The organism is Microbacterium sp. NPDC057658, assembly GCF_042799975.1.
Taxonomy (GTDB): Bacteria; Actinomycetota; Actinomycetes; order Actinomycetales; family Microbacteriaceae; genus Microbacterium.
Map to the genome: position 1 here is coordinate 2,628,755 of NZ_JBHVHT010000001.1, position 20,126 is coordinate 2,648,880.

General features: G+C 68.5%; 19 protein-coding genes. 6 read left to right on the plus strand and 13 right to left on the minus strand.

Going from position 1 to position 20,126, the window contains the following annotated elements:
• Nucleotides 1-27: 27 nt before the first annotated feature.
• The 5 genes from ACFU8V_RS12690 (at nt 28) to ACFU8V_RS12710 (ending at nt 4,425) form a co-directional block, all read left to right on the plus strand.
• Nucleotides 28-1,104 (plus strand): ubiquinol-cytochrome c reductase iron-sulfur subunit, encoded by a 1,077-nt coding sequence (locus ACFU8V_RS12690; RefSeq protein WP_025105059.1) that lies wholly within the window; start codon nt 28-30, stop codon nt 1,102-1,104.
• On the plus strand, nt 1,101-2,912 hold the full coding sequence (locus ACFU8V_RS12695) for a cytochrome bc complex cytochrome b subunit (RefSeq protein WP_378871572.1): 1,812 nt from the start codon (nt 1,101-1,103) through the stop codon (nt 2,910-2,912). The genes ACFU8V_RS12690 and ACFU8V_RS12695 overlap by 4 nt, the downstream gene beginning before the upstream one ends.
• Before the next feature lie 78 nt (nt 2,913-2,990).
• Nucleotides 2,991-3,404 (plus strand): RidA family protein, encoded by a 414-nt coding sequence (locus ACFU8V_RS12700; RefSeq protein ID WP_378871575.1) that lies wholly within the window; start codon nt 2,991-2,993, stop codon nt 3,402-3,404.
• Entirely contained in the window at nt 3,401-3,925 is a 525-nt protein-coding gene (locus tag ACFU8V_RS12705) for a GNAT family N-acetyltransferase (RefSeq protein ID WP_378871578.1), read from the plus strand. The genes ACFU8V_RS12700 and ACFU8V_RS12705 overlap by 4 nt, the downstream gene beginning before the upstream one ends.
• 80 nt (nt 3,926-4,005) lie before the next feature.
• On the plus strand, nt 4,006-4,425 hold the full coding sequence (locus tag ACFU8V_RS12710; RefSeq protein WP_025105063.1) for a rhodanese-like domain-containing protein: 420 nt from the start codon (nt 4,006-4,008) through the stop codon (nt 4,423-4,425).
• 63 nt (nt 4,426-4,488) lie between these two features.
• On the opposite strand, the gene ACFU8V_RS12715 is transcribed toward ACFU8V_RS12710, so the two are convergent.
• The 5 genes from ACFU8V_RS12715 to ACFU8V_RS12735 form a co-directional block, all read right to left on the minus strand.
• Nucleotides 4,489-4,923, minus strand: coding sequence for a cytochrome c oxidase subunit 4 (locus ACFU8V_RS12715; protein ID WP_126892922.1), 435 nt, complete (start codon nt 4,921-4,923; stop codon nt 4,489-4,491).
• A 3-nt stretch (nt 4,924-4,926) separates the two neighbouring features.
• Entirely contained in the window at nt 4,927-6,660 is a 1,734-nt protein-coding gene (gene ctaD, locus ACFU8V_RS12720; protein ID WP_025105065.1) for a cytochrome c oxidase subunit I, read from the minus strand.
• Between the two features lie 3 nt (nt 6,661-6,663).
• Entirely contained in the window at nt 6,664-7,590 is a 927-nt protein-coding gene (coxB, locus tag ACFU8V_RS12725; RefSeq protein WP_062634011.1) for a cytochrome c oxidase subunit II, read from the minus strand.
• 109 nt (nt 7,591-7,699) lie between these two features.
• Complete coding sequence (gene erpA / locus ACFU8V_RS12730) at nt 7,700-8,062, minus strand: iron-sulfur cluster insertion protein ErpA (protein WP_025105067.1); 363 nt, start codon at nt 8,060-8,062, stop codon at nt 7,700-7,702.
• A 67-nt stretch (nt 8,063-8,129) separates the two neighbouring features.
• Nucleotides 8,130-9,533: a dipeptidase gene (locus ACFU8V_RS12735; RefSeq protein WP_025105068.1), complete on the minus strand. Its 1,404-nt coding sequence runs from the start codon at nt 9,531-9,533 to the stop codon at nt 8,130-8,132.
• Nucleotides 9,534-9,578: 45 nt separating this feature from the next.
• On the opposite strand from ACFU8V_RS12735, the gene ACFU8V_RS12740 reads away from it, so the two are divergent.
• On the plus strand, nt 9,579-10,151 hold the full coding sequence (locus ACFU8V_RS12740; protein ID WP_060921218.1) for a DUF3043 domain-containing protein: 573 nt from the start codon (nt 9,579-9,581) through the stop codon (nt 10,149-10,151).
• Here ACFU8V_RS12740 and ACFU8V_RS12745 read toward each other — a convergent pair.
• From ACFU8V_RS12745 to ACFU8V_RS12780, 8 genes are all read right to left on the minus strand, one after another.
• Nucleotides 10,126-11,163, minus strand: coding sequence for a quinone-dependent dihydroorotate dehydrogenase (locus ACFU8V_RS12745; protein ID WP_062766860.1), 1,038 nt, complete (start codon nt 11,161-11,163; stop codon nt 10,126-10,128). The genes ACFU8V_RS12740 and ACFU8V_RS12745 overlap by 26 nt on opposite strands.
• 10 nt (nt 11,164-11,173) lie before the next feature.
• Complete coding sequence (nrdR, locus tag ACFU8V_RS12750) at nt 11,174-11,644, minus strand: transcriptional regulator NrdR (RefSeq protein WP_025105071.1); 471 nt, start codon at nt 11,642-11,644, stop codon at nt 11,174-11,176.
• Nucleotides 11,645-11,654: 10 nt separating this feature from the next.
• Entirely contained in the window at nt 11,655-12,959 is a 1,305-nt protein-coding gene (hisD, locus tag ACFU8V_RS12755) for a histidinol dehydrogenase (protein WP_378871586.1), read from the minus strand.
• Between the two features lies 1 nt (nt 12,960).
• A complete protein-coding gene (locus ACFU8V_RS12760; RefSeq protein ID WP_249520596.1) occupies nt 12,961-14,223 on the minus strand; it encodes a hypothetical protein in 1,263 nt (420 codons plus the stop codon).
• Between the two features lie 67 nt (nt 14,224-14,290).
• Nucleotides 14,291-17,809, minus strand: a complete 3,519-nt coding sequence (gene dnaE / locus ACFU8V_RS12765; protein WP_025105074.1) for a DNA polymerase III subunit alpha — start codon at nt 17,807-17,809, stop codon at nt 14,291-14,293.
• A 38-nt stretch (nt 17,810-17,847) separates the two neighbouring features.
• Complete coding sequence (locus ACFU8V_RS12770) at nt 17,848-18,903, minus strand: hypothetical protein (RefSeq protein WP_338566318.1); 1,056 nt, start codon at nt 18,901-18,903, stop codon at nt 17,848-17,850.
• The gene (locus tag ACFU8V_RS12775; protein WP_025105076.1) at nt 18,887-19,489 is read right to left on the minus strand and encodes an RNA polymerase sigma factor; all 603 of its coding nucleotides are present in this window, start codon (nt 19,487-19,489) and stop codon (nt 18,887-18,889) included. The genes ACFU8V_RS12770 and ACFU8V_RS12775 overlap by 17 nt, the downstream gene beginning before the upstream one ends.
• A gap of 31 nt (nt 19,490-19,520) precedes the next feature.
• Complete coding sequence (locus tag ACFU8V_RS12780; RefSeq protein WP_062766878.1) at nt 19,521-20,102, minus strand: GNAT family N-acetyltransferase; 582 nt, start codon at nt 20,100-20,102, stop codon at nt 19,521-19,523.
• Nucleotides 20,103-20,126: the final 24 nt, after the last annotated feature.

The window sequence follows — 20,126 nt, forward strand, 5'->3', positions numbered from 1 at the left end:
ATCGAAGAGGAACGTACGAGGAGCACCATGGCACACGACGACGACTCGCAGGCTCTTGACAGGGCCTACCAGCCCTCTCCGGGGCTGGGTGTCGCAGTCAGCGATCCCGTGCAGAACCCCGGGCTTCCGCCGCACCGCGAGCGGATGACCGACAAGGACCCGCGCGCCGAGAAGGCCGCCGTCCGCACCGTCTACACGCTGTTCTACCTGTCGCTCGCCGGCAGCATCTGGGCGGTCGCCGCCTACATGCTGTTCCCGATCGAGAGCGGCGCTCTCATCGACATCCGTCAGAACAACCTCTTCATCGGTCTCGGCATCGCGCTCGCGCTGCTGGCCCTGGGCATCGGCGCGATCCACTGGTCGAAGGCCCTCATGTCCGACAAGGAGCACGTCGAGCTCCGCCACCCCACCCGGGGCAAGGACTCGACGCGTGAGGCGGCCATCAAGGCCTTCGCCGACGCCAACGAGGAGTCCGGCTTCGGTCGCCGCACGATGATCCGCAACTCGCTGTTCGCGGCGATCGTCGCGTCGATCATCCCCGGTGTGACGCTGTTCCGTGGCCTCGCCCCGCACTCCACGCCGGACGACCCCACCGCGGGCGACCCGGTCGCGCTGCTGAAGCACACGATGTGGGATGAGGGCATGCGCCTCGTCCGCGACCCCGACGGCACCCCCATCCGTGCCGCCGACGTCACGCTCGGCTCCGCTTTCCACGTGATCCCGGAGGACCTCGCGGAGCTCGGTCACGATGAGGGCTACCTCGAGGAGAAGGCCAAGGCCATCGTGCTGATGATGCGCCTCCGCCCGGAGCAGCTCATCGAGGCCGAGGACCGCAAGGACTGGTCCTACGACGGCATCGTCGCGTACTCCAAGGTCTGCACGCACGTCGGCTGCCCCGTCGCGCTGTACGAGCAGCAGACCCACCACCTGCTGTGCCCGTGCCACCAGTCGCAGTTCGACGTCACGGACCACGCGAAGGTCATCTTCGGCCCGGCCGCTCGGCCGCTGCCTCAGCTGCCCATCACCGTGGACGACGAGGGCTACCTCATCGCACGCAGCGACTTCACCGAACCCGTCGGCCCGAGCTTCTGGGAGCGCCATTGAGCACCGCAACGCTGTCCAAGGACGAGAAGGACACCAAGGCGCCTCTCGGCGGCCGCTTCGTCGGCGCCGCGTCGAACTACATCGATGAGCGCACGAGCCTCTCCGGCTTCGTCAAGGAGCTCGGTCGCAAGATCTTCCCCGACCACTGGTCGTTCATGCTCGGTGAGATCGCGCTCTGGAGCTTCGTCGTCGTGTTCCTCTCCGGAACCTTCCTGACGTTCTTCTTCCAGGCCTCGATGGTCGAGACCCACTACACCGGCGCCTACGCCCCCATGCGCGGTATCGCGATGTCCTCGGCTCTCGAGTCGACGCTGCACATCTCGTTCGACCTCCGCGGCGGCCTCCTGGTCCGCCAGATCCACCACTGGGCCGCGCTCGTCTTCATCGCCGGCATCGGCGTGCACATGCTGCGCGTGTTCTTCACGGGCGCGTTCCGCAAGCCGCGCGAGCTGAACTGGGTGATCGGCTTCGTGCTGTTCATCCTCGCGATGGCCGAGGGCTTCACCGGCTACTCGCTCCCCGACGACCTGCTCTCGGGCAACGGTCTGCGCATCATCGACGGCATGATCAAGGGTCTCCCCCTGATCGGCACCTGGACCTCCTTCCTCCTCTTCGGCGGCGAGTTCCCGGGCACCGACATCGTGGGACGCCTCTACACCCTGCACATCCTGCTGCTCCCGATGCTGGTGATCGCCTTCATCGCGGTGCACCTGATGCTCATGATCATCAACAAGCACACGCAGTTCGCCGGCCCCGGCCGCACGAACGACAACGTCGTGGGCTACCCGATGATGCCGGTCTACATGTCCAAGATGGGCGGCTACCTGTTCATCGTCTTCGGCACCATCGTGCTGATCGCGACGTTCTTCCAGATCAACCCGATCTGGAACTACGGCCCCTACGACCCCTCCCCCGTCTCGGCCGGTACGCAGCCGGACTGGTACATCGGGTTCGCGGACGGCGCGCTGCGCCTGGCCCCGTCGAACTGGGACATCGTGTTCCTCGACCACACCTGGTCGTTCGGAATCCTGGCTCCGGTCGCCGTGCTCGGTCTGTTCATCGTCATCGTCGCGATCTACCCGTTCATCGAGGCGTGGGTCACCGGCGACAAGCGCGAGCACCACATCGCCCAGCGTCCGCGCAACGCGGCCACCCGCACCGCGATCGGCGTCGCCGGCGTCATCTTCTACGCGGTCCTGTGGGCGGCGGCCTCGTCCGACCTCATCGCCACGCACTTCATGCTCACCATGGAAGGCGTCATCCACACGCTGCAGGCGCTGCTGTTCCTGGGCCCGATCATCGGCTACTTCGTCACGAAGCGCATCTGCATCGCGCTCCAGAAGAAGGACCGCGAGATCGTCCTGCACGGCTTCGAGTCCGGACGCATCGTCCGCCTCCCCGGCGGCGAGTTCATCGAGGTGCACCAGCCGGTCGACGTTTACGACCGCTGGAAGCTCATCGACGTCGACGGCTACGAGCCGCTGGTCGTCCGCCCGAACGCCAAGGGCCGCATCCCGTGGACGGAGAACCTCCGTTCTGCGATGTCTCGCTGGTTCTTCGAGGACCGTCTCGCCCCGCTCACGCAGGCCGAGATCGACGCCGCCGATGCGCACCAGCATCACGTCACTGCGGGGAACGAGGAGGCGGAGGCCGCCGAGATCCAGGGCGCTCACGAGCGTGCCGGGTTCCCGGACGCGCCGCTCACGGTCGACGAGACGCACGTCGACGAGACGCCGAACACGCCCAGTACGGTGATCTCGACCGAGCCCGTCAAGAAGCCTCGGAAGAAGTCGGAGGACGACGAGTAGTCGTCACTCCCCTTCGATGAAGGCCCCGTCCGTTCGGACGGGGCCTTCATCGTTCTTCCCTGATGAGAGGATCGTCTCATGTCTTCGGTCGTCCGCCTGCTCCGTGCTCCCCTCCTCGCCGACGCCCCGTACGCGTACGCCGCCACCGCCCCCGCTGACGCGCGTCTGGTCTTCCTGGCCGGGGCCTGCCCGTTGGAGGACGATGGGACAACCACCGCCCCCGGTGACTACGCCGGTCAGGCGGCACGGTGTGTCGAGACGCTGCTGGGCGCGCTCACGGCTGCCGGCGCCACTCTGACGGATGTCATCAGCACGCGGGTCCTGGTGGCCTCCTCCGCGCAGCGGGACCTCGTCACGGCCTGGGACGTCGTCCACGCCGCGTTCGGGCCTCACGACGTCCCCAGCACCCTCCTCGGCGTGACTGTCCTCGGCTACGGCGACCAGCTCGTCGAGATCGAGGCGGTCGCCGCTCTGCCCGCGGACCGTGCATGACCACCCTCATCCGACACGCGACGGATCAGGACCATGCCGTCCTGGAGGAGATCGAGCGCGCCGCTGACAGCCTTCTGACCGATCGCTTCGGTGCCGAGGACTGGCCCCCGCCGTCGACAGCCGACGACCGCCGGCGCGCCGAGGGATTCGTCCTGGTGGCCACCTCCTCTCCTACGACGGAGGCTTCCGGCGGACTCGAGGTGCCGGTCGGGTTCGTGCAGGTGCTGGAGGGACCCGGGTACGCCCATCTGGAGCAGTTGTCCGTCCACCCCGCCTCCGGTCGCCGCGGTATCGGTCGCGCCCTCGTCATGGCGGCCCGGGACGAGTCCCGCCGTCGGGGCCGCACACAGCTCACGCTGCGCACATACGCGGACGTCCCCTGGAACGCCCCTTTCTACTCCCGCTGCGGCTTCACGGAATCCACGCCGGACACCGACTTCCTCCGTGAGCTCGTCGCCGTCGAAGAGCGTCTGGGCCTGACCCGGTACGGACGGCGGATCCAGATGACCGCGGCGCTCTGACCGGCCACGACGGCAGGATTCGCGCGACGCACGACGGTATCCCTCGGTCGTCGGCGCCCGCGCGTCCCTAGTCTGGGCTCATGATCGATCGCCTTGACTACTTCGCCGCCCGCCTCGCCTTCGAGACCGACCCCAGCGACGTGCACGCCGACCGTGCCGCCGGCCGCGCTCTGGTCGTGGTCGACGTCCGCTCGAGCGAGGCGTTCGCTCAGGGGCGCGTGTCCGGCGCGCTCCACATGCCTCACAGCGAGATCGCGCACCGCGCCCCGGAGGAGATCCCGGCGGATGCTGAGGTCGTCGTCTACTGCTGGAGCCCCGGATGCAACGGCGGTGTCCGCGGCGCGCTCGAGTTCGCTCGTCTCGGCTATCGCGTGCGCGAGATGATCGGCGGCTTCGAGTACTGGGCCCGCGAGGGATATCCCATCGAAGACGCCGAGGGTGTGCACCACCGTCCCGTCGACCCGCTGACCGGGATCCCCCGCATCCGCACCCGCGTGTGAGCGGATCGCAGGAACGAAGAAGGCCCCCGGAGTGATCCGGGGGCCTTCGTGCTGTGAGGAGACTCAGCGGGCGAAGTTGCCGCGGTAGTACTCGTAGACCCAGCCGACGATCGCGACCACGAAGATCGCGAGACCGATCGGGAGGAGGAAGTGACCGACCGCCAGGCCGACGACGAACACTCCCGCCGAAGCCGCGAGCACCAGCGGCCACCAGGACCACGGGCTGAACTCGCCGAGCTCGGGGTCACCGTCGTCGATGTCCGACGTGAGGATGTCCTCGGGCAGCTCACCGTTCTGCGCCTTGTGCGTCCGGTCGAGGTAGAAGGCGACCATGGCGCCCATGAAGGCCGAGAAGAACAGGGCGACGGTACCGACCCACTCGACCTGGTTCACCAGCGGAAGCCCGGGGTGAGCCAGGATGTTCCAGCCCGTGTAGACGACGCCGACGAGGGCGAAGAACGCGGTCAGGACCCACCAGATGATGACGTTGTCGCGCATGGCTCAGTGGCCCTCTCGCTCGCCGGGTGCGGTGGTCGCGAACTCCGCGGCCTCCGGGTGGTTCAGGTCGAACGCCGGACGCTCGCTGCGGATGCGCGGGATCGACGTGAAGTTGTGCCGCGGCGGCGGGCACGAGGTCGCCCACTCCAGCGAGGCACCGTAGCCCCAGGGGTCGTTCACGGTGACCTTCGGCGCCTTGCGGGCCGTGATCCAGACGTTCAGGAAGAACGGCAGCATCGAGGCGCCGAGGATGATCGCACCGATCGTCGAGACCTGGTTCTGCCACGTCCAGCCGTCCGCCGCAGAGTAGTCCGCGTAGCGACGCACCATGCCGTCGACACCGAGCCAGTGCTGGATGAGGAAGGTCATGTGGAAGCCGACGAACAGCATCCAGAAGTGCACGTAGCCGAGACGCTCGTTCAGCATGCGACCCGTCCACTTCGGCCACCAGAAGTAGAAACCGGCGAACATCGCGAACACGACCGTGCCGAACACCACGTAGTGGAAGTGCGCCACGACGAAGTAGCTGTCGCTGAGGTGGAAGTCCAGCGGCGGGGCCGCGAGGATCACACCGGTGAGGCCACCGAAGACGAACGACACGAGGAAGCCGAGCGAGAACACCATCGGGGTCTCGAACGTCACCGAGCCGCGCCAGAGCGTTCCGATCCAGTTGAAGATCTTCACACCCGTGGGCACCGCGATGAGCATCGTCATCAGAGCGAAGAACGGCAGGAGCACGGAGCCGGTGACGTACATGTGGTGCGCCCACACGGCGACGGACAGGGCCGCGATCGCGATCGTCGCGTAGACCAGGGTCTTGTACCCGAAGATCGGCTTGCGGCTGAACACCGGGAAGATCTCCGAGACGATGCCGAAGAACGGCAGCGCGATGATGTAGACCTCGGGGTGGCCGAAGAACCAGAAGAGGTGCTGCCAGAGCAGGACACCGCCGTTGGCCGGGTCGTAGATGTGCGCACCGAGCACGCGGTCGGCGGCGGCGGCGAAGATCGCCGCGGCGAGGACCGGGAAGGCCATCAGGATCAGGAGGCTGGTGATGAGCGTGTTCCAGCTGAAGATCGGCATGCGCCACATCGTCATGCCGGGAGCACGCATCGTGATGATCGTCGTGATGAAGTTCACCGCACCGAGGATCGTGCCGAAGCCCGAGATGCCGAGACCGAGCATCCAGAGGTTTCCGCCCGCTCCTGGCGAGAACGACGCGTTGGCCAAGGGCTGATACGCGAACCAGCCGAACGAGGCCGCACCCTGCGGGGTGAGGAAGCCGGCGACCGCGATGGTCGAGCCGAACAGGAACAGCCAGAAGGCGAAGGCGTTCAGACGCGGGAAGGCGACGTCCGGAGCACCGATCTGCAGCGGCAGGATCGCATTAGCGAAGCCGGCGAACAGCGGCGTCGCGAACATCAGCAGCATGATCGTGCCGTGCATCGTGAACAGCTGGTTGTACTGCTCCTTCGTCGGGACGATCTGCATGCCCGGCGCGAACAGCTCGGCACGGATCACCAGCGCCATCACGCCACCCAGGAGGAAGAACATCACCGAGGCGATGAGGTACATGTACCCGATCGTCTTGTGGTCCGTGGAGGTGATCCACTTGACGACGATGTTGCCCTTCTGCTCGACGCGGGAGGAGCTCATCAGAGCAGCCTGGCGCGCGGGCAGGGTGGTGGGACGGGAGCGAGGTGCCTCGTCGGTGCGAGGAGCTTCAGTGGTCGACATGGCTTACTCCTCTCCTTCCTCGGTGTCGGTCTTCCCGGAGGTGCCGGGGAGGTTCGAGAGACGGTCGTACGCGTCGGTGATGTCCCCGGTGTTGCCCTCTTCCTCGAGGGTCTCGAGGTAGGCGGCGTACTCGTCCTGCGAGACGACCTTCACGTTGAAGAGCATCATCGAGTGGTACTCGCCGCAGAGCTCGGCGCACTTGCCGGCGTACTCGCCCTCACGGGTGGGGATGAAGGACCAGGAGTTGTCCTTCCCGATGAACATGTCCTTCTTGTAGAGGAAGTCGATGATCCAGAAGGAGTGGATGACGTCGCGCGACTGCAGGTTGATGGTGACCTTCTGGTCGACCGGCAGCACCAGGGTCGGCAGCTCCGCCTGGTCGATGTTGCCTTCCGCGTCGGGCTGGGCCTGGATGCCCATGGTCCACACGGTGTCTTCCTCGGTCTCGCCGTTGTACTGGAAGTCCCACGCCCACTGCTTGGCGATCGCGGTGATCTCGACGTCGGGGTCGTCCCACTTCGTCTCGATCTCGGTCTGGTCGCGAGCCGTGAAGAAGAACATGCCCAGCACGAGGATGAGCGGCACGATCGTGTAGAAGATCTCGATCGGCATGTTGTAGCGCATCTGCACCGGGAGGCCGGTCTGGCCCTTGCGGCGGCGGTACGCGATCGCAGCCCAGGCCATGAGGCTCCAGGTGACGACACCCACCGCGAGGAGCACGATCCAGGAGTTCACCCAGAGGGACGACACGCGCTCCGTCTGGTTGGTTGCTGCCGGACCACCATCCACGAAGCCCGGAAGAAAGCCGTTCAGCTCGGTGGGAGTACATCCCGCCAGAGCCACAGCTGCCACAACTCCCACAGGGAGTGCGGCCCAACGAAGGCGGCGTTTCGAGGGCACGATGCACCTTTCAGATCGCGGACAAGGCATGTCCAAGTCTAGAGCAACCTCACACCTGATTCATGCCAACCATGCAGGTTGAGAAGCGGAACGGCCGCCGTCACGGGACGTGACGGCGGCCGTTCGCGGGAAGAACGTGTCAGTGGAAGCTGTCGCCGCAGGCGCAGCTGCCCGCCGCGTTCGGGTTGTCGATGGTGAAGCCCTGCTCCGAGATGGTGTCCTTGAAGTCGATCGAGGCGCCGTCGAGGTAGGGAACACTCATGTTGTCGACGATGACCTCGACACCGTCGAAGTCGACGGTCTCGTCGCCTTCGAGGTAGCGCTCGTCGAAGTAGAGCTGGTAGATCAGGCCCGAGCAGCCGCCGGGCTGCACGGCGACACGCAGACGGAGGTCGTCGCGGCCCTCCTGCTCGAGAAGGTTCTTCACCTTCGTGGCGGCGGCGTCCGTCAGCTTGACGCCGTGTGCGCGGGTGGTCTCTGCGGACAGGGTGGTGTCGCTCATGTCGCTCCTCGTGACGGGGCCGGGTACGTGCTCTTCGACGATTCTACCGCCGGTGCGGACGGAAGGCTCAGATCTCCCGCGCGTTCATGCGGGCGAGGAGCAGGGCCTCGGTCGCCACGGCATGCCGGAAGGTGTCGAGATGCAGAGACTCGTTCGGGCTGTGCGCGCGGGAGTGCGGATCCTCCACGCCCGTCACGAGGATCTGCGCCTCCGGGAACTCGCGCACGAGGTCGGCGATGAACGGGATCGACCCGCCGACGCCCAGGTCCACCGGAGCGACCCCGTACCCGTCGCGCATCGCGTCGCGGGTGAGGGTGACCGCCCACCCGCTCGTGTCCACGAGGAAGGGGTTGCCGAGGTCGACGTCCGAGAAGGTCAGCTCGGCGCCGAACGGGGCGTGGGCGCGGAGGTGCCGCTCGAGAGCCTCGTAGGCCTCCTGGCCGGACTGTCCGGGGGCGACACGTGCGCTGATGACCACGGTCACCTCCGGGAGCAGCGTGTTCGACGCCGCCGCGACGCTCGTCGCATCGATGCCGATCACGGTGACGGAGGGCTTGTTCCAGATGCGACTGAGGATCGTGCCGTCGCCGATGGGCGTCGTCCCCGGGAGGAGCCCGGCCTCGTCGCGCAGCGTCTCCTCGGTGTACTCGGGTGTCTCGGCGTCCCGAGCGGTCATGCCCTCGACCGCGACGGAGCCGTCCTCGTTCCACAGCGTGGCGAGGAGACGCACGGTCGCCATCATCGCGTCGGGCACCGCGCCACCGAACATCCCGGAGTGGGACGCGTGGTCGAGCGTGCGCACCTTCAGGGTGAAGCGTGCGTTGCCGCGGAGGGAGACGGTCAGGCCCGGCGTGACGGAGTCCCAGTTGCCGGAATCCGCGACGACGATCGCATCGGCGCGAAGGGCATCCTTGTTGTCGGAGAGGAATTGCGCGAAGGACCGCGAACCGTACTCCTCCTCCCCCTCGACGAACATCGCGATCCCGAGGTCGAGGTCGTCGCCGAGCACGTCGGCGACCGCGCGGATCGCGCCGATGTGGGCCATGATGCCGGCCTTGTCGTCCGCGGCGCCGCGTCCGTACAGGCGGCCGTCACGCACCGTCGGCTCGAACGGCGGCGTCTCCCACAGCGCGTCCTCCCCCGGAGGCTGCACGTCGTGGTGGGCGTAGAGGAGGATCGTCGGCTTCCCGTTCCGCGCCGCGCGCGTCGCGAGGACGGCGGGCTGGCCCTGCTCGTCGGTGCCGGGGATGTCGGCACGGAGCACCCTCACCTCGTCGAAGACACCGGTGCCGCGCGCGAGCGTGGCGACGGCGTCGGCGCTGCGCTCGAGCTGCGTCTGGTCGAAGGCCGGCCAGGCCATGCCGGGAATGCGCACGAGGTTCCCGAGGTCCGACAGCGCGGACGGGATACCGGTGGCGACTGCTTCGAGGACGGCGGCGTCGGACTCGCTGGGAAGTGCAGGTGAGGTCATGCGAGTAATCTTAAGGCGACCCACCCCAGCGAACCGAGGAACCTCGTGGCCACTACCCCCGCCTCCCCTTCGACGAACGACGACGCCCCCCAGACGCCTGCCGTCGGCAAGGGACGCGCGACGCCGACCCGCGCCGAGCAGGAGGCCGCCCGCCGCCGCCCCCTCGTGGCGAACACGAAGGAGGCCAAGGCCGCGGCCCGCGCCGAGCTCAACGAGCGCCGCGCGAAGGCACAGGCCGGCATGGCCGCCGGTGAGGAGAAGTACCTCCCCGCGCGCGACAAGGGCCCCCAGCGTCGGTGGGTGCGCGACTACGTCGATGCCGGCTGGCACCCCGCCGAGTTCGTCATGGGCGTCATGGTCCTCGTCATCCTGGCCTCGCTGCTGCCGACGAACATGATGATCTCGTTCTACGCGTACCTGTTCATGATGGCGTACCTCGTGATCGCGATCGGCGGCATGATCCTCCTCGGCATGCGGGTCAAGCGCAAGGCGGCCGCGAAGTTCGGCAAGGACCGCGTCGAGAAGGGTCTCGGCTGGTACGCCGGCATGCGGGCTCTGCAGATGCGCTTCATGCGCCTGCCCAAGCCGCAGGTCAAGCGCGGGCAGTACCCCGACTGACCAGTCCGCGGTTGATCTCGCGGCCCCAGAACGGGCCGCGGTAGAGGAACGCCGTGTAGCCCTGGACCAGGGTCGCCCCGGCATCCAGACGCTCCTGCACATCGGCGGCCGTCTCCACACCGCCCACCGCGATCACGCAGAAGTCCTCCGGCACCGCCGCACGGACGACCCGGAGCACCTCCAGCGACCGCTGCTTGAGCGGAGCCCCGGAAAGCCCCCCGGCGCCGGCCGCTTCGACCACGGCCGCATCGGTCCGCAGGCCGTCACGGCTGATCGTCGTGTTGTGGGCGATGATCCCCGCGAGCCCTTCGTCGACGGCGAGCCGCGCGATCGCGGTGATCTCGTCGTCCGGCAGATCGGGGGCGATCTTCACGAGCAGCGGGGTGGACCCGGCCGCGTCGCGGACGGCGCGCAGCAGCGGCGCCAGGGTCTCGACCGCCTGCAGGCCCCGCAGCCCTGGGGTGTTCGGCGACGAGACGTTGACCGCGAGATAGTCGGCGAGCGGAGCGAGTCTGGTGGCGGAGGCGACGTAGTCGGCGACCGCGTCCTCGACGTCCACCACGCGGCTCTTGCCGATGTTCACGCCGATCACCGTGTCCGGCGCGCCGCGGCGGAGCCGGGCGAGGCGGCGGGCTGCGGCATCCGCGCCCCGGTTGTTGAAGCCCATGCGGTTGATGACCGCCCGGTCCTCGACCAGCCGGAACAGGCGCGGCTTCGGGTTGCCCTCCTGCGGGACTGCCGTGATCGTGCCGACCTCGACGTGGCCGAAGCCGAGCGCCGCGAGTCCGCGGACCCCGACGGCGTTCTTGTCGAACCCGGCGGCGACGCCGAACGGTGACGGGAACGTGAGCCCGAGGGCTTCGACCCGCAGCGAGGGGTCCGGGCGGGTCATCGCACGGGTGGCCCACGAGAACGGCGGCACACCGAGGACGCGGATCACCGCCATGCCGGCGTGGTGGGCGAACTCGGGGTCGAAGCGCGAGAGGACGGCGCGGAAGAGCAGCGGATACATCCCTGCCAGATTACCGGTCCGCCGCCTCCGCCTTCGCGTGGTCGGCCCGGAGGTCGCTGATCGCGGACTCGAAGTCCTCGAGCGAGTCGAACGCCTGGTAGACGCTCGCGAAGCGGAGGAAGGCGACCTCGTCGAGCTCACGCAGCGGGCCGAGGATGGCGAGGCCGATCTCGTTCGTGTCGAGCTGGGAGACCCCCGTCTGCCGGACCGCCTCCTCCACGCGCTGAGCGAGGATCGCCAGGTCCGCCTCCGTCACGGGCCGCCCCTGGCAGGCCTTCCGGACACCGGAGATGACCTTCTCCCTGCTGAAGGGCTCCATGACGCCCGAGCGCTTGATGACGTTGAGGCTCGCGGTCTCCGTCGTCGAGAACCGTCCGCCGCATTCCGGACACTGACGACGCCGACGGATGGACAGACCGTCGTCGCTGGTGCGCGAGTCGATGACGCGCGAATCGGGGTGACGGCAGAAGGGGCAGTGCATCTGACAGATCCTACGCGGTGAAACGGGCCTCGATCGCCTCGCCGTGGGCGGGGAGCACCTCGGTGTCGGCCAATGCGACCACGCCCTCCCGGACCGCGGCCAGAGCGGCACGGTCGTACGAGACGACTTGCTGCGGGCGGAGGAACGTGTAGGCGCCCAGGCCCGGGGCGTAGCGCGCCTGCCCTCCGGTGGGCAGGACGTGGTTGCTCCCGGCCATGTAGTCGCCGAGGCTGACCGGGGTCTGATCGCCGACGAAGACGGCACCGGCGCTCGTGAAGGCGGCTGCCGCCTCCTCCGCATCCGCGAGGTGCAGTTCCAGGTGCTCCGGGGCGTAGGCGTTGCTGAACGCGACAGCCATCGCCCGATCGTCCACGAGCACGATCGCCGACTGCGGTCCGGACAGTGCGGCCGCGACGCGCTCGCTGTGCCGCGTGCGCCCCGCCTGCCGTTCGACCTCTCCCCTGACCTGCTCTGCGATCTCCACGGAGTCCGTGACGAGGACGGCAGAGGCCTGCTCGTCGTGCTCGGCCTGGCTCACGAGGTCGGCGGCGATGAGCCGCGGGTCGGACGTGGCGTCCGCGACGACGAGGATTTCGGTGGCCCCGGCTTCGGAGTCGGTGCCGACCACGCCCGCGACGGCGCGCTTCGCGGAGGCGACGTAGTTGTTGCCCGGTCCGGACACGACGTCGACGGGATCGAGTCCCAGGCTCCCGACGCCGTGGGCGAGGGCTCCGATGGCTCCGGCTCCGCCCATGGCGTAGACCTCGGCGACCCCGAGCAGCGCGGCCGCAGCCAGGATGGTCGGATGCACGCGGCCGTCCTCATCCGCCTGCGGTGGCGAGGCGAGGGCGATCTGCTGCACCCCGGCGACCTGCGCGGGCACGACGTTCATGACGACGCTCGACGGGTAGACGGCCTTGCCGCCGGGGATGTAGACCCCGACGCGGGAGACCGGCTGCCAGCGCTGCGTGATGGTCGCGCCGTCGCCGAAACGCGTGACCTGCGGGGCCGGCACCTGCGCGGCCGACGCCGATCGCACGCGTCGGATCGCCTCCTCCAGGGCCGCGCGCACTGTGGGAGCCAGTCCCTCCAGAGCTTCCTGGAGGTGGGACGCGGGCACCCGCACCGCGTGGCCGGTGACGCGGTCGAAGCGCTCCGCCTGCTCGCGCAGGGCCTCCTCGCCGCGCTCCCGGACATCGTCGACGAGACGCGCGGCGGTGTCCAGAGCCTCGGCCCGCGCCTGAGTCGCGCGCGGGACGGCCGCGAGCATGTCGGCGGGCGAGAGCTCGCGCCCCCGCAGATCGATCGTGCGCATGTCAGCCCTTCGTGATGCCGGCGATGTCGTGGAGGTAGCCGATGCGGCCGTCGTCATGACGGACCACGAACGCGCCGCCCCGATCTTCGATCACGAGGGCCCAGGCCGTCGGACCGATACGGAAGATCGGCTCGCCGCGCTCATCGTGCACGTCGCGCTCCGTCGGCGCGAGGATCCAGAAGGGCTGCGCCACGTCCGCGTTCTCGCGCGGCGCGGCGTACCCGTCCTCACGGCTGTCGCCGACGACCGGGTGCACGGCCGTCGCGTCGTCCGCCTCCGGTTCCCGGTATGCGGCGAGCTCTTCCTCGGTGAGCGCCTTGGCTCCGAGGAGGGACTCGATGCTGCCGGTGTCCGACACGATCTCGGGCTGCTCGCCACGGGAGCGGCGCGAGTACGGCGGGGCGTACTCCGGCTCTGAGGAGACGGGAACAGTTCCGGTCCCCCCTCCGGAGGCGTGCGCGGTGAGCGGGACCCGACCCGCGTCGTCCGCGATCCCGCCGTCGGCGGCGTCATCGGAGCCCTCATCGGAGGCCGCATCAGCGGTGCGGGCCTCCGCGGGGGCGACATCCGCTGTCGACGATGCGCTGTCGGGAGTCGCGATCACGGCGGTCTCATCCTCCGCCGGAGCCGCGGTGGTCACGGACGGCGACGCGTCGGCCTCCGCGGCGGCGGTGGTGTCCGTGGTCGTCTCGGGACGCGGACGAGCGATCACGGGGCGGACCGGGTTCGCGTTGCGGTGCGCGAGAGTGACGAGCCGCCCCTGGAAGTCCTCCTTGAGGCCCGGGATGAGCGGGGCGAAGACGGTGAGCACGACGAGCGCGGTCGAGGTGATGACCTGCATGACGGCGTTCCAGGGCAGACCCCAGTTGCCGGTGGAGATGACGGCCGACAGGGCGAGCCACAGGTTGCCGGCCCACACGCACGCCGAGACCGAGAAGGCCACGGAGGCGAACTGATCGATGCCGAGCGACCCCACGCGGCGGATGCCGTCGGGCGAGAACCGCCGGAGGACGAGGAGGAACACGGCGACCGTCGGCACGCCGATCGGCAGGATCCACTGGATGCCGATGCCCCAGAGCGAGATCCCGCCGCTGAGCGGGAAGAAGGACACGAGGAAGGAGACCAGCCAGACTCCGACGATCAGCAGCTCGCGCAGCGTGAATCCGAGGATGCCGTACTCCGGCGTGACCTCGTCGTCGTAGAGGACGCCGTCCTCGTCGCTGAACACCGCCTCGGCATCCGGCTCGGGAAGATCCGTGCTCATAGTCGTCCTTTCCTCATCGGCGCACCACGACTTTCCGGTGCTCTCGACGGCTCCCGATCCTACCCGCTCACCCCAGACAGGTTGGTCCGAGCAGCGACTTGAGGTCGCCGAAGAGGTCGGCCGACACCTTCACGGGCATGGGCACCTCGAACACCTTCGCGGTGCCTCCGCGGTGCACGCGGAGCAGCACCTCGGTGTCGCCGCTGTGCCGTCGGAGCACCTCGGCCAGCTCGGTCATGACCCGTTCCGTCGCGCGCTGCTCGGCGAGGACGAGCGACAGGGGCCCTGCCGCATCGAAGGAGCCGACGTCGGGGGCGAAGGCGGACTGGGCATGCAGGTTCAGGCCGTCGTCGCGGCGGGAGACGCGCCCACGCACGGCGAGGATCGCATCCTGCTGCAGCGTGTGCTGGAACTCGAGGTAGGTCTTTCCCATGAACATCACGGTGACCTCGCCGTTGAAGTCCTCCACGGTGATCATGCCGTAGGGGTTGCCGCTCGCCTTCGCCACTCGGTGCTGCACGCTCGTGACGAGGCCCGCCACGGTGACCTGATCGCCGTCCTGCAGGTCCTCGGAGTTGTTGAGGTCGTGGATCGAGATCGAGGCGTGCTTGGCCAGCGGCACCTCGAGACCCGCGAGCGGGTGATCGGAGACGTAGAGGCCGAGCATCTCGCGCTCGAAGGCGAGCTTGTCCTTCTTGATCCACTCCGGACGCGGAGGGACCTTCGCGGGTGCCGCCTCCTCCATGCCGTCATAGAGACTGTCGAAGTCGAAGCCGATGGCGCCCTGCGCCTCGTTGCGCTTCCTGTCGACAGCCGCCTCCACGGCGTCTTCGTGGATCTCGAGGAGCGCCCGACGGGTGTCCCCCATCGAGTCGAAGGCGCCGGCCTTGATGAGCGACTCCACCGTGCGCTTGTTGGCGACGTGCAGCGGCACCGTGTCGAGGAAGTGATGGAAAGAGGTGAACCGCTCATCCTTGCGCGACTGCACGATGCCGTCGACGACATTCGTGCCGACGTTTCTGACCGCCCCGAGACCGAAGCGGATGTCGTCGCCGACGGCCGCGAAGAAGTTGATCGACTCCGAGACGTCCGGCGGGAGCACCTTGATCCCCATTCGGCGGCACTCGTTCAGGTAGAGCGCCATCTTGTCCTTCGAGTCGCCGACGCTCGTGAGGAGGGCGGCCATGTACTCGGCCGGGTAGTGCGCCTTGAGGTAGGCGGTCCAGTACGACACGAGCCCGTAGGCAGCGGAGTGCGCTTTGTTGAAGGCGTAGTCCGAGAACGGCAGGAGGATGTCCCAGAGAGCCTTGACCGCTCCCTCCCCGAAGCCGCGCTCGGTCATGCCCGCCGCGAAACCCGCGTACTGCTTGTCCAGCTCGGACTTCTTCTTCTTTCCCATCGCTCGGCGCAGGATGTCGGCCTGACCGAGGCTGAACCCGGCCACCTTCTGCGCGATCGCCATGACCTGCTCCTGGTAGATGATGAGCCCGTAGGACTCCTCCAGGATCTCGGCGAGCGGCTCCGCCAGCTCGGGGTGGATCGGGGTGATCTCCTGCTGCCCGTTCTTGCGCAGCGCGTAGTTGGTGTGGGAGTTGGCTCCCATCGGCCCGGGACGGTACAGCGCGATGAGGGCCGAGATGTCACCGAAGTTGTCGGGCTTCATGAGCCGCATCAGCGAGCGCAGCGGCGGACTGTCGAGCTGGAAGACGCCGAGCGTGTCGCCGCGGGCCAGCAGTTCGTAGACGGCGGGGTCGTCGAGACCGAGGTGCTCGAGATCGAGCTCCTCGCCCCGGTTCATGCGGATGTTGTCGAGCGCGTCCGAGATGATCGTGAGGTTCCGGAGGCCCAGGAAGTCCATCTTGATCAGACCGAGGGACTCGCACGACGGATAGTCGAACTGCGTGACGATCTGACCGTCCTGCTCGCGACGCATGATCGGGATGATGTCGAGCAGGGGCTCGGACGACATGATGACGCCGGCGGCGTGCACGCCCCACTGCCGCTTCAGCCCCTCGAGGCCGAGCGCGCGGTCGAAGACCGTCTTCGCCTCGGGGTCGGTCTCGATGAGAGCCCGGAACTCGCTCGCCTCCTTGTAGCGCGGGTGCGCGGAGTCGAACATGCCGTCGAGGGGCATGTCCTTCCCCATGACGGCCGGGGGCATCGCCTTGGTGAGCCGCTCCCCCATGCTGAACGGGAAGCCGAGGACACGACCGGCGTCCTTGAGGGCCTGCTTCGACTTGATCGTGCCGTACGTGACGATCTGTGCGACCCGCTCGGACCCGTACTTCCTAGTCACGTACTCGATGACCTCGCCGCGGCGGCGGTCGTCGAAGTCGACGTCGAAGTCGGGCATCGACACGCGGTCCGGGTTGAGGAACCGCTCGAAGATCAGACCGTGCTCGAGAGGGTCGAGGTCGGTGATCTTCATCGCATAGGCGACCATCGAACCCGCACCGGAGCCGCGCCCCGGACCGACCCGGATGCCGTTGTCCTTGGCCCAGTTGATGAAGTCGGCGACGACGAGGAAGTACCCGGGGAAGCCCATCTGGAGGATGATGCCGGTCTCGTACTCGGCCTGCTTGCGCACCTTGTCCGGGATGCCGTTCGGGTACCGGTAGTGGAGGCCCTTCTCGACCTCCTTGATGAGCCAGCTGTCCTCGGTCTCGCCCTCGGGGACCGGGAACCGCGGCATGTAGTTCGCCGAGGTGTTGAACTCCACCTCGCAGCGCTCGGCGATCAGGAGCGTGTTGTCGCAGGCCTCCGGGTGGTCCCGGAAGAGCTGCCGCATCTCGGCCGCGGTCTTGATGTAGTACCCGTCGCCGTCGAACTTGAAGCGGTTCGGGTCGTCGAGCGTGGAGCCGGACTGCACGCACAGCAGGGCCGCGTGGGCGTCGGCCTCGTGCTGGTGGGTGTAGTGCGAGTCGTTGGTCGCCACGAGCGGGATGCCGAGGTCTTTCGCGAGACGCAGCAGATCCGTCATGACCCGGCGCTCGATCGACAGGCCGTGGTCCATGATCTCGGCGAAGTAGTTCTCCTTGCCGAAGATGTCCTGGAACTCCGCCGCGGCCGCGCGGGCGGCGTCGTACTGGCCGAGCCGCAGCCGCGTCTGCACCTCGCCGGACGGGCACCCCGTCGTGGCGATGAGCCCCTTGCCGTACGTCTGGAGCAGCTCGCGGTCCATACGCGGCTTGAAGTAGTACCCCTCCATGCTCGACAGCGAGCTCAGCCGGAAGAGGTTGTGCATGCCCTCCGTGCTCTGGCTCCACATGGTCATGTGGGTGTACGCGCCCGAACCCGACACGTCGTCGCTGCGCTGGTCTGCCGAGCCCCACTGCACGCGGGTCTTGTCGCTGCGGTGCGTGCCCGGGGTGACGTACGCCTCGAGACCCACGATGGGCTTGATGCCGGCGTTGCGCGCGGCGTTGTAGAACTCGAACGCCGCGAAGGTGTTCCCGTGGTCCGTCACCGCGATCGCCGGCATGCCGTAATCGGCGGCCGCCTGCGTCATCGCGTTGATCTTCGCAGCCCCGTCGAGCATCGAGTACTCGCTGTGCACGTGCAGGTGGACGAAGGAGTCGGATGCCATGCTTCGAGTCTACGTTCGGCCATCGACATCGGCCGGCCTCACGGCACCTCGTCCACCACCTCGGTGACGACGCTCGTCGTCGACTCCGGCGTGTCGCCGATGACCCCTCCTGACCCGTAGCCCTCCGCGATCGAGTCCACGAGTCCGTGATCCGTGTCGACGACGATGGTCGTCGTCCGGTGGCCGGGAACCGCATAGCGCAGCGTGGCCGTGCCGTCGCCCTCGTCGACCAGCTCGAAGCCCGGGATCAAGGCGATCGCGCGGAAGAAGGCCGCTCTCAGCTCGGCCGGCATGAGGTTGATCGCGGACGGGTCGGAGAGGCTCGCCACCACCCACCGATCACCCTCCGCACCGGTCAGGCCGGAGCGGGCACGCAGCCAGTCCCGCAACGCCGACGGTTCCCGCGGCATCTCCTCGTAGTACGGGCGATAGCCGTCCGCCAGGTGCGGGACGGGTGCCGGATCGCCGTCGCCGACCGGCCAGGCGCCGCCCGGGAGGACCTGCACAGTGCCGCGCTCGCGGATCGCCGCTCCGGGTGACGAGGGCCACTCCTGTGCGGCGCGCGTGCCCTGCGCGCCGAACGACCGTACGACTTCGGCGTTCCCCCAGTCGTAGAACCAGTCCGCCGAGCGGTCGGCAGGGACGTACAGCACCCGCGTGTCCCTGACCAGGACGGCGGCGTCCCCCGTGTCGCGGGAGGCGTTGAAGGCGAAGGTGTCGTCGTCGCCGTCGTCGGCGGCGTCTCCATCCCAGAACTGGACGAACTCGTCGACGGTCTCGATCCGGATGTACTGTCCCGCGCCCGGGGCGAGGTCCTGGGCGTCGACGGTGACGCTCGCCGCCTGCTCGAGCACCGCCGCAGCGGCGGCATCGGGCATCACCGGGAACAGGAGGCCTCCGGCGCCCAGCGCCACCACCGCGGCTCCGGCCGTCAGCCCCCCGATGCCGAGACCGGTCCACACCCGCGCCCGTCGTCGCCCGCCCCGCGGAGCATGTGCGGCGGACACCGCGGTCGCCAGAGCGGCGCGGGCACGACGGACGCTCTCCTCCGACGGTTCCGCCTGATCCGCACCGAGGTCACGCACTCGTTCCATAAGCAGCATCGCTCTCCTCCTTCGCCATCCATGTCAGTCGGGTCTGCCCGCGCGAACCCGGCGGGGCGAGTCGTCGTCGCACCCGGTGGAGCCGCGACCGCACCGTCCCGACCGGGATGCCGAGGGCCTCGGCGATCTGCTCGTATGTGAGGTCGCCCCACGCATGCAGGAGAAGCACATCGCGGTCTCGGGCGGGAAGACCGGCGATGCGGGGTGCGAGCGCTCGCAGGGCCGCGTCGGCGTCCAGCCGCGCATCCGAGGCCGCGTACGGGTGCTCGCCGGGTCCGGCCGCGGCGGACGTGGCCTCGAAAGCCCGCCACTGCCGCACTTCGGCGGCACGATGCCGCTTGACCATCCGCGTGGCGATACCGAGGAGCCACGGGAGGGCCGACACGACATCGAGATCGAAAGACGCCCGACGGCGGAACGCGACCAGGAACGTCTCGCTGAGCACGTCGTCGACCGCATCCTCGCCGACCCGCCGCCGGATGTACCCGCCGACCGGGCGCACGTGCCGCTCGAAGATGGCAGAGAACGCCCGCGGCTCGTCGAGCGACCGGGCGATGACCTCGCTGTCTGTGTTCACACTCTGTATTGCCCGGGAAGCGGAATCCGGTTCACGCTTTCTCGCGGAGGTCCAGCCGCATGAGCACGCGAGGGAAACCGTCGAGGACCGAACCCGTGTCCGCCGCCTTCTCGAACCCCGCGCCCTCGAAGAGCCGCCGGGTCCCGACGTACGCCATCGTGAGATTCACCTTCGCCCCGGCGTTGTCGACCGGATAGCCCTCGATCGCGGGCGCGCCGCGTTCCCTGGCGTAGGCGACCGCGCCTTCGATGAGAGCGTGGGAGACCCCCTGCTTGCGGTGCCCAGGGCGGACCCGGAAGCACCACAGCGACCACACGTCGAGGTCGTCGACATGCGGGATGAGGCGATTGCGCGCGAAGCTCGTGTCGCGTCGAGGGTGCAACGCCGCCCAGCCGACCGGCTCGTCGTCGAGGTAGGCGAGCACGCCGGGAGGAGGATCCTGGTGGCAGAGCTCACGCACCCGCTCGGCCCGTGCGGGACCGCGAAGGGAGACGTTCTCCTTGTTGCCAATCCGATAGCTCAGGCAGAAGCAGACGTTCGACGTCGGTTTCTTCGGTCCCACGACCGCGGCGACGTCGTCGAAGACCGTCGCCGGGCGCACCACGATGCTCATGCGGTCAGTGTGGCGGAGACCACG

What these genes read in the sequence shown, in the direction of transcription:
- ACFU8V_RS12690 (WP_025105059.1), top strand. Translation starts at nt 28, where the DNA reads ATGGCACACGACGACGACTCGCAGGCTCTTGACAGGGCCTACCAGCCC.
- ACFU8V_RS12700 (WP_378871575.1), top strand. Translation starts at nt 2,991, where the DNA reads ATGTCTTCGGTCGTCCGCCTGCTCCGTGCTCCCCTCCTCGCCGACGCC.
- ACFU8V_RS12705 (WP_378871578.1), top strand. Translation starts at nt 3,401, where the DNA reads ATGACCACCCTCATCCGACACGCGACGGATCAGGACCATGCCGTCCTG.
- ACFU8V_RS12710 (WP_025105063.1), top strand. Translation starts at nt 4,006, where the DNA reads ATGATCGATCGCCTTGACTACTTCGCCGCCCGCCTCGCCTTCGAGACC.
- ACFU8V_RS12715 (WP_126892922.1), bottom strand. Translation starts at nt 4,923, where the DNA reads ATGCGCGACAACGTCATCATCTGGTGGGTCCTGACCGCGTTCTTCGCC.
- ctaD (WP_025105065.1), bottom strand. Translation starts at nt 6,660, where the DNA reads ATGTCGACCACTGAAGCTCCTCGCACCGACGAGGCACCTCGCTCCCGT.
- coxB (WP_062634011.1), bottom strand. Translation starts at nt 7,590, where the DNA reads ATGCCTTGTCCGCGATCTGAAAGGTGCATCGTGCCCTCGAAACGCCGC.
- erpA (WP_025105067.1), bottom strand. Translation starts at nt 8,062, where the DNA reads ATGAGCGACACCACCCTGTCCGCAGAGACCACCCGCGCACACGGCGTC.
- ACFU8V_RS12735 (WP_025105068.1), bottom strand. Translation starts at nt 9,533, where the DNA reads ATGACCTCACCTGCACTTCCCAGCGAGTCCGACGCCGCCGTCCTCGAA.
- ACFU8V_RS12745 (WP_062766860.1), bottom strand. Translation starts at nt 11,163, where the DNA reads ATGTATCCGCTGCTCTTCCGCGCCGTCCTCTCGCGCTTCGACCCCGAG.
- nrdR (WP_025105071.1), bottom strand. Translation starts at nt 11,644, where the DNA reads ATGCACTGCCCCTTCTGCCGTCACCCCGATTCGCGCGTCATCGACTCG.
- hisD (WP_378871586.1), bottom strand. Translation starts at nt 12,959, where the DNA reads ATGCGCACGATCGATCTGCGGGGGCGCGAGCTCTCGCCCGCCGACATG.
- ACFU8V_RS12760 (WP_249520596.1), bottom strand. Translation starts at nt 14,223, where the DNA reads ATGAGCACGGATCTTCCCGAGCCGGATGCCGAGGCGGTGTTCAGCGAC.
- dnaE (WP_025105074.1), bottom strand. Translation starts at nt 17,809, where the DNA reads ATGGCATCCGACTCCTTCGTCCACCTGCACGTGCACAGCGAGTACTCG.
- ACFU8V_RS12770 (WP_338566318.1), bottom strand. Translation starts at nt 18,903, where the DNA reads ATGGAACGAGTGCGTGACCTCGGTGCGGATCAGGCGGAACCGTCGGAG.
- ACFU8V_RS12780 (WP_062766878.1), bottom strand. Translation starts at nt 20,102, where the DNA reads ATGAGCATCGTGGTGCGCCCGGCGACGGTCTTCGACGACGTCGCCGCG.